The organism is Frankia sp. BMG5.23 (assembly GCF_000685765.2).
GTDB classification, from domain to species: Bacteria; Actinomycetota; Actinomycetes; order Frankiales; family Frankiaceae; genus Frankia; species Frankia casuarinae.
On sequence record NZ_JDWE01000051.1, the window covers coordinates 22,803 to 30,557 of the forward strand.

At 70.5% G+C, this 7,755-nt stretch carries 6 protein-coding genes and 1 pseudogene; all 7 read left to right on the plus strand.

The features are described 5' to 3' along the window. The first annotated feature begins 28 nt into the window (after positions 1-28). The gene (locus BMG523DRAFT_RS17875) at positions 29-1,024 is read left to right on the plus strand and encodes an FAD-binding oxidoreductase (protein WP_035909436.1); all 996 of its coding nucleotides are present in this window, start codon (positions 29-31) and stop codon (positions 1,022-1,024) included. Then, the gene (locus BMG523DRAFT_RS17880; protein WP_011437657.1) at positions 1,021-3,009 is read left to right on the plus strand and encodes a class I tRNA ligase family protein; all 1,989 of its coding nucleotides are present in this window, start codon (positions 1,021-1,023) and stop codon (positions 3,007-3,009) included. The genes BMG523DRAFT_RS17875 and BMG523DRAFT_RS17880 overlap by 4 nt, the downstream gene beginning before the upstream one ends. Continuing rightward, the gene (locus BMG523DRAFT_RS17885; protein ID WP_043591708.1) at positions 3,006-4,532 is read left to right on the plus strand and encodes an AMP-binding protein; all 1,527 of its coding nucleotides are present in this window, start codon (positions 3,006-3,008) and stop codon (positions 4,530-4,532) included. The genes BMG523DRAFT_RS17880 and BMG523DRAFT_RS17885 overlap by 4 nt, the downstream gene beginning before the upstream one ends. A 19-nt stretch (positions 4,533-4,551) precedes the next feature. Further along, positions 4,552-4,815 (plus strand): hypothetical protein, encoded by a 264-nt coding sequence (locus BMG523DRAFT_RS17890; RefSeq protein ID WP_035941249.1) that lies wholly within the window; start codon positions 4,552-4,554, stop codon positions 4,813-4,815. 3 nt (positions 4,816-4,818) lie between these two features. Then, positions 4,819-5,418, plus strand: coding sequence for a GNAT family N-acetyltransferase (locus BMG523DRAFT_RS17895; RefSeq protein ID WP_011437654.1), 600 nt, complete (start codon positions 4,819-4,821; stop codon positions 5,416-5,418). Then, positions 5,415-6,431, plus strand: a complete 1,017-nt coding sequence (locus tag BMG523DRAFT_RS17900; RefSeq protein WP_023840425.1) for a C45 family peptidase — start codon at positions 5,415-5,417, stop codon at positions 6,429-6,431. Before BMG523DRAFT_RS17895 ends, BMG523DRAFT_RS17900 begins: the two co-directional genes overlap by 4 nt. Positions 6,432-6,519: 88 nt before the next feature. Then, positions 6,520-7,755 (plus strand): annotated as a pseudogene (gene tnpB / locus BMG523DRAFT_RS17905) (IS607 family element RNA-guided endonuclease TnpB); the annotation flags it as partial.

Here is a 7,755-nt window from a genome sequence, read left to right on the forward strand (position 1 = left end):
AATCCTGGGCCAAAGGGCGTGCGATCATGTGGACGCCGACGTCGTGGTGGTCGGTGCCGGAGTGGTCGGCTGCCTGGTGGCCACCGAGGCACTGGCCCGCGCGCCCCACCGGCGGGTGACGGTGATCGACAGGGGAGTGGTTGGCGGCGGAGTGTCCCGGTTCTCCGCCGGCCTGCACTTCCCGCGCGGTGCCACCCCACGGGTGCGGGCGCTGGCCGCCTACAGCCATCGCTGGTACGAGGACCTGCGCCGGCGAGACCCACAGGTGCCGATCCACCCGGTGGGCCTGACCGTGGTCAGCACCGACGAAGCCGCCGTCCGGGAGCACTACCTCCCCGAAGCGCGGCTGCGTCCGGCCGACCAGGGCTGGGAGGGCGACGGCGCCCACTACGCCGACGTTGGAGCGCTCACCCAACTCCTGGCCGCTCGGCTCCGCGACCGCGCGGCGTTTCGGGAGGGCACCGCGGTCACCGCCGTGGGGTCCGCACCGGACGGCGTCGTCCTCACGCTGAGCACCGGTGCCCGGCTCACCGCCGGCCGCGTCGTGCTGGCACCGGGTCCCTGGCTGGCCTGGCCGGAGCTGCTTGCCCCGCTCGGCGTCCGGATCAAGAAAGTGGTCGCCCTGCACATCGAACGACCCGCCACCCCTCGCGACCGCACGACCGTCTTCCACGACGAGGACGCGTTCCTGCTACCGCTGGCCCACCGCGGCCACTGGCTGTTCAGCTACACCTCACCCGACTGGGACGTCACCCCGGACGCGCTGACCGGGGAGCTGTCCGCCGACGACCTCGACCGCGGCCGGGCGATCCTGGATCGTTACGCCCCGAAGCTCAGCCCGTACTGTGTCTCCGGCCGCGTGTTCTGCGATGCCTACAGCCCCGACCGTACGCCGATCGTGCGCCCGGTCACCGCCGACGGCCGGGTGCTGTTCGCCGGCGCGGCGGGCGGTTCCGGCTACCGGCTGGCCCCCGCGATCGCCGCGGCGGCCGCCGACCTGCTCGACGAGAAGGACACCGCATGATCATCGACCGCTTTGGCGTCGCCGCGCTCTCCGAAGCATTCGGGATCGACATGGTCTCGGTCGACGGGCTGGGCACCGGCGCCGCCTGGGGCCGGGTCGCACCGGGCGTCGCCTCGGCGCACCACCGGCACGACGAAACCGAGCTGATCGTCATCGTCGCCGGCCGCGGCGAGTTCGTCGTGGGCTCCGAACGCCACCCGGTCGCGCCGGGCACCGTCGTCCTGTTCGAGCCGTTCGAGGCTCACGTCGTGGAGAACACCGGGGATCAGGATCTGGTCTTCCTCACCCAGTACTGGCGCGACGGCGCCCGCGCGGTGTCCTCGGCCACCCCGGTGACCAGCGAGCACGGCGACCGCCCGGTGTTCGTCTTCTCGACGCCGCCCACCCCCAACGGCGACCTCCACCTCGGCCACCTCTCCGGCCCGTATCTGGGTGCCGACGCCTACGTCCGGTTCCAACGGATGAACGGCGCCAACATCTGGCACCTGACCGGCAGCGACGACTTCCAGTCCTACGTGGTCGACTGCGCTCGCCGGGAAGGCAGGTCGAACGCCGAAACGGCCGCGCACTACAGCGCCGAGATCGCGGAAACCCTGCGACTGATGGACATCCCGCTCGACCAGTACACCGTCACAAACGCCGACCCCAGCTATGTCCCCGCGCTGAAGGACTTCTTCACCAGGCTGGTCGACTCCGGCGCGATCGCCCCGAGCGACGGCCCCGCGCTGTTCGACCCGAAAACCGGCCAATACCTCTACGAGGTCGACGTCCGCGGCGGCTGCCCCGGCTGCGGTGAGATCACCGGCGGCAACATCTGCGAGGAGTGCGGCGAGCCGAACACCGTGGTCGACCTGGCCGATCCGGTCGCCAAGCCCTCCGGCGAGGCACCCGCTGCCGGCACGGTCCGCCGCTACGTGCTGCCGCTGCATGAGCACGCGGGCACGGTGCTCGACCATCACCGCCGGGGCCGCGTCCCGGCCCGGCTACGGGAGCTCGCCGCACGACTGTTCCGCCGGGAGCGGGTCGACATCCCGGTCAGCCACCCCAGCGACTGGGGCATCACCCCGCACGAGGCGAACGGCGCCGGCCAGGTGATCTGGGTATGGCCGGAGATGGCCTTCGGCTTCCTGCACGGCATCCAGAAGCTCGGCGAGCGCATCGGCCGCGACTGGACGGCCGCCGAGCCGACCGACGACTGGAAGATCGTCCACTTCTTCGGCTACGACAACAGCTTCTACCACGCGATTCTCTACCCGGTGCTCTACCAGCTCGCCCTGCCCGGCTGGACGCCGGACATCGACTACCACGTCAACGAGTTCTTCCTCTACGACGGCCTGAAGTTCTCCACCGGCCGCCGGCACGCCATCTGGGGCAAGCAGATCCTCGACGCCGGTAGCGTGGACGCCGTGCGCTACTTCCTCGCCCGTAGCCGTCCCGAGGCGCAGCGAACGAACTTCGAGCTCGACGCCTACGAGCACACGCTCGCGACCACCCTGATCGGCACCTGGCAGGCCTGGCTGAACGACCTCGGCCAGCACGTGGCCGACCACTACGACGGGGTGGCTCCCGACGCCGGCAACTGGACCCCCGAGCACGCCGGGTTCCTCAGCCAGCTCGCTGCCCGGCTTGGGGCGCTCACCGCCAGCCTGCGGCCCGGCGGGTTCTCGCTCAACCAGGCCGCCGCCGAACTGGACGCCCTGGTGGCCGACGCGCTCCGGTTCAGCCGCCGGGAACGCGTGCTGGCGCGGGCCGGCGGCATGCCGAACGAGGTGCGCACGGCCACCGCACTGGAGCTGGCCGCCGCCGCACTGCTCGCGCACGGCGCCGCGCCGGTCATGCCGCGCTTCGCCGTCCGGCTGGCCGAAGCCCTTGGCCAGCCGGCGCCCGACCAGTGGCCCAGCACGGTCGAGCTGATCCCGCCGGGCAGCAAGGTCACCCTCGCCCACACCACGTTCTTCCGCCCGACCAGCAGGAGCCTGTCATGATCAACAAACTCCTGGCGTCCACCCCGGACCGCGGGACGCTGTACATCACCAGGCTGGCCGGCACCCGCGAGGTCCCGCTCGCCGAGGTCTGGCGACTGTCCGGCCTGGTCGCGGCCAGGCTGCGCGCCCGCGGCCTCGGCGCGGGCGACCGGATCGGCATCCTCTCCGCCAACAGCCTCGAGTGGGTGGTGCTCGACCTGGCCGCCCTGCGGCTCAAGGTCGAGACCGCCGGCCTGGAACCGGGCAAGTTCGCGCCTACCCGCGAACTCATGGACCGCTACGGCCTCTCCCTCCTGTTCACCGACCGGCCGTCCGACGAATCCGGTGTCGAGCAACTCGCGGCCCTGCTCGACGACCTGCTCGACGACCTGCTCGACGACCTGCTCGACGACCTGCCCGACGTGCCCCCGCCGCCGGTCAGGTACGCCCCCGACGAGGTCACCACGATCAAGTTCACCTCGGGAAGCACCGGCACGCCCAAGGGCCTGGGCGCCACCGTCGGCAGCATCGACAGCTCGCTGGACGCCGTCCAGGGCATGTTCGGCCACGGCCCCGGCGACAATCTGCTGGTGTTTCTGCCGCTGTCGTTGCTTCAGCAGCGCTACTGGGTGTATTCGGCGCTGCTGCACGGCCACGACGTCACGGTCTGCACCTACGAGGCGGCGTTTGTCGCACTCACCCAGGTACGGCCGACCGTCGTCATGGGCGTGCCCGGCTTCTTCGAAGGTGCCCGCAGCCAGATCGAGCGCCGCACCCAGCGCACCGGCCGGGACCTCGCCGATGTGGCCCGCGACCTGTTCGGCGACCGCATCCGCTACCTCTGGACGGGCTCGGCGCCCGCCGATCCCGCCACCCTTGCCTTCTTCAACCGGCTCGGTCTGCCGATCTACGAGGGCTACGGCCTCAACGAGACGTGCATCGTGGCCAAGAACCACCCGGGCGCGCACCGGGAGGGCAGCGTAGGCCGGGTGCTGCCGGGCAAGCAGGTACTCATCGACGATGACGGGGTGATCAGCGTCCGTGCCCAGCACCCGGTGAACGGGCGGTACGCCTACTGCGAGCCCGGCGACTCCGAGCGGGTCTTCGGCCCCGACGGCACCGTGCGCACCGGTGACCTCGGATACCTTGACGCCGACGGCTTCCTGTTCGTTCTCGGTCGTGCCGACGACACGATCGTGTTGGACAACGGTAAGAAGATCATCGTCAGGCAGATCGAGGAGCATCTGAAGGCCAGCCCGGCCATCGCGGAGTGCGTGCTCTACTGCCCGGCCCAGACCGAGCTGGTGGCGGTCGTCTCGCCGGCGTCGGTGCCGGCGGACACCGCTGCCATCTCCGCACAGCTCGCGGCCACCAACAAGGCGCTCGGCGGTGACCAGTACATCCACCGGGCCGTGGTGGCCGACGAGCCGTTCAGCATCGACAACGGCCTGCTCACATCTCAGTACAAACCCAAGCGGAAGCAGATCCGAGCGGTGTACCTGCGCCAGCTCGGCGACCCGAGGAAGGGACTCCATGCTGCCTGACTCTGTGCTGCCCGACTCTGTGCTGCCTGACATCGAGACCGTCGTCCGGGAGAACCTGGCCGCGGTGCTGACCATCGACATCGCCCCCGAGGACCTGGAGCCCGCTGCCGCCCTCACCGGTACCTACGGGCTGACCTCGCTGAACAAGGTCCTGTTCCTGACCTCGCTGTGCAGGGACACGGGCATCGACATGGCCCATTTCACCGAGGACGATCTGGCCGGGATGCACACCCTGCGTGACTGCGTGGAAATCCTGTCCCGGCACGCTCCAGCGGGGGCCTGACCGGTGGCCTGGCGCACGGACGGCCCGGCCGTCCTGGACAACGACCACGTCCGCCTCGCACCCGTCACCGAGGCCGACCGGGAAGCGTTGCGGGCGATCGCTTTCGACCCGGACATCTGGCGGTACTTCGTCTTCCGGGTGGAATCCGATGCCGACTTCGAGGCGTTCTTCGACGCATCTCTCGCCGACCATCGGGCCGGCCGGCGATGTGTCTTCGTCATCACCGACAAGCGCACCGGCCGGGTCGCGGGCAGCATGAGCTATAGCAACCTGTCCGAGCCGGACGCTCGGCTGGAGATCGGCTGGTCGTGGCTCGGCCGAGACTTCCGCGGCACGGGGATCAACCGGTGGGCCAAGGTGCTGCTGCTGGAGCACGCCTTCGAGCGCCTGGGCGCGCTGCGGGTGGAGTTCAAGACCGACGTGTTGAACACCCAGGCCCGCGGCGGCCTGCGCAACATCGGCGCCGTCGAGGAGGGGGTGCTGCGCAGCTACAACCCCATGCCGGACGGGCGCCGTCGCGACGCGATCTACTACAGCGTGCTGGTCGAGGAATGGCCGATCGTGAAGAAGACGCTCGCCGAGCGCCCTAAGGCGTGCCCGTGACCGTCCTGGTCAGGGCGGACGGGGAGCCGTCGGAGCTGGGCAAGGCCCACGGGGCGGCGTTGGCGGGGCGGCTGCGGTCGTTTGTGGACGACCACGTCTGCCGGCTCGGCCGGCTGCTGCCCGACCCGGTGACGCTGGACGGACTGCGCCCGACGATCGCCCGGTACCGTACGGAGATCGAGCACGCCACGCCGCGGCTCGCGGCCGAGGTCGCCGGGCTCGCGTCCGGCGCGGGCCTGGACGAGGACGAGGCCTGGCTGCTCCAGCTTCGGCGCGAGATCCTCGGCTACACCAAGATCCCCACCGCGGGTGACTGCACCACCTACGCGCGGGTCGCCGGCCCGCTGCTCGCCCAGACCGTCGACCTCAACGGCGACCTCGAAGACCAGATCGCCGTCCTCGACCTGGCCTCGCCGATCGGCCGCTCGCTCGTGCTGAGCTTCGGCGGCCTGCTCGGATACCTCGGCCTCAACAGCCGCGGCCTCGCGATCGGGCTCAACCTCGTCCTGGGTGGCGACTGGCGGGCAGGTCTGCCCCCGTACCTGGCGATCCGGCACCTGCTCGACACAGCGGAGGACGTCGAGGAAGCCCTCGACGTCCTCCGCGGCCTGCGGCTGGCCAGCTCCCGGTCGCTGACGCTCTGCGATGCCACCCGGGCGGTCTGGGTGGAGATCCTCGGTGACGAGCTACGGACCGTGCAAGCGCCACAGACCGTCCACACCAACCACTTCCTCCATCCCGACTTCGTTCCCCACGACGAGATCAACGTGTTCGCCCGCAACTCCTCCGTCCGCCGGCTTGAGGCTGCCACGGCGGTGCTCGCGACCCTTGGGAAGGAGCCCGAGGAGCACCTCGCGTTGCTGTCCGCCCCACCCATCCGGGTGCCCGACAACGGCGACATCCGGCGGGAGCGCACGGTCGCGGCAGCAGTCCTGTTACCGGAGCTCGGGGAGCTGCGGCTTCGGCCCGGCGACCCGGCCTTGTCCACTACTCGGACATTCCGGTTGAAGTAACAATCGTGGCGATGCTCCACCACGACGGACCACTCTTCCGCCGCTGTACCTACCTGCTGGAACAAGCGGTTCGTTAGCCGACCCTTCCATGATTTGGCGTCGCGGGAGGTGGAGAGGGTTCGCTCTCGATCCAAACACCGTCCGGCTTGCCGCTCTGCGCCGGCATGCCGGGGCAGAGCGGTTCGCCTACAACTGGGGTCTGGTCCGGGTGAAAGCCGCGTTCGCGCAGCGCGAGGCCGAACAGTCCTACGGGCTGACCGGTGATCTGCTCACCCCGGTGTCGTGGACGCTGCCCGCGTTGCGGCTGGCCTGGAACGCTGCGAAACACAAGCTGGCCCCGTGGTGGGCGCGGTGCTCGAAGGAGGCGTTCCGCGCTGGCCTGGATCAGCTTGCCCGGGGGTTGAAGAACTTCACCGACTCCCGGTAAGGGAAGCGGAAGGGCCGGCGGGTCGGTTTCCCCGGTTCAAGAAGCGCGGGAGGGCCCGTGACTCGTTCCGGTACACCACCGGCGCCTACGGTCCGGCTGGGGATCGGCAGGTGAAGCTGCCCCGGGTCGGCCGGGTCAAGGTGCATGAGCCGATGGGTGCGCTGACCGGCCGGCTCGTCGACGGGTCCGCACGCCTGCTGGGCGCGACCGTGTCCCGGACCGCGGGGCGCTGGTTCGTGGCGTTCACCGTGGAGGCCGACCGTGATGTCCCCGGCAAGCCGTCTACCCGGCAGCGCCGGGGCGGCCCGGTCGGGGTCGACCTGGGTGTGAGGCACCTCGCCGTCCTGTCGACCGGCGAGACCGTCGAGAACCCCAGGCCGCTGGCCCGGTCGCTGCGCGAACTGCGCCGCGCGTCGCGGGCCTACGCCCGCTCCACGCCCGGCAGCGCCGGTCGCCGTAGACACGCCGCCACCCTCGGTCGCCTCCATGCCCGCGTCGCCTACCAGCGCCGCGACGGGCTGCACAAGCTCACCGCCCGGCTGGCCAAGACCCACGACACGATCGTGGTGGAAGACCTGCACGTGGCCGGGATGGTCCGTAACCGCCGTCTTGCCCGTGCCGTGTCCGATACCGGGATGGCCGAGGTCCGCCGCCAGCTCGCCTACAAGACCCTCTGGTACGGATCGACGCTCGTGGTCGCGGACCGCTGGTATCCAAGCTCGAAGACCTGTTCCGACTGCGGCTGGCGAAACCCAGGCCTCACCCTGTCGGACCGTATCTTCGCCTGCCAGTCCTGCGGGCTGGTAGGCGGCCGCGACCTGAACGCCGCGGTCAACCTGTCCAACCTCGTCGCCGCCAGTAGGTCGGAGACGGTAAACGCCCGTGGAGCCGACCGTA

What these genes read in the sequence shown, in the direction of transcription:
- BMG523DRAFT_RS17885 (WP_043591708.1), top strand. Translation starts at nt 3,006, where the DNA reads ATGATCAACAAACTCCTGGCGTCCACCCCGGACCGCGGGACGCTGTAC.
- BMG523DRAFT_RS17880 (WP_011437657.1), top strand. Translation starts at nt 1,021, where the DNA reads ATGATCATCGACCGCTTTGGCGTCGCCGCGCTCTCCGAAGCATTCGGG.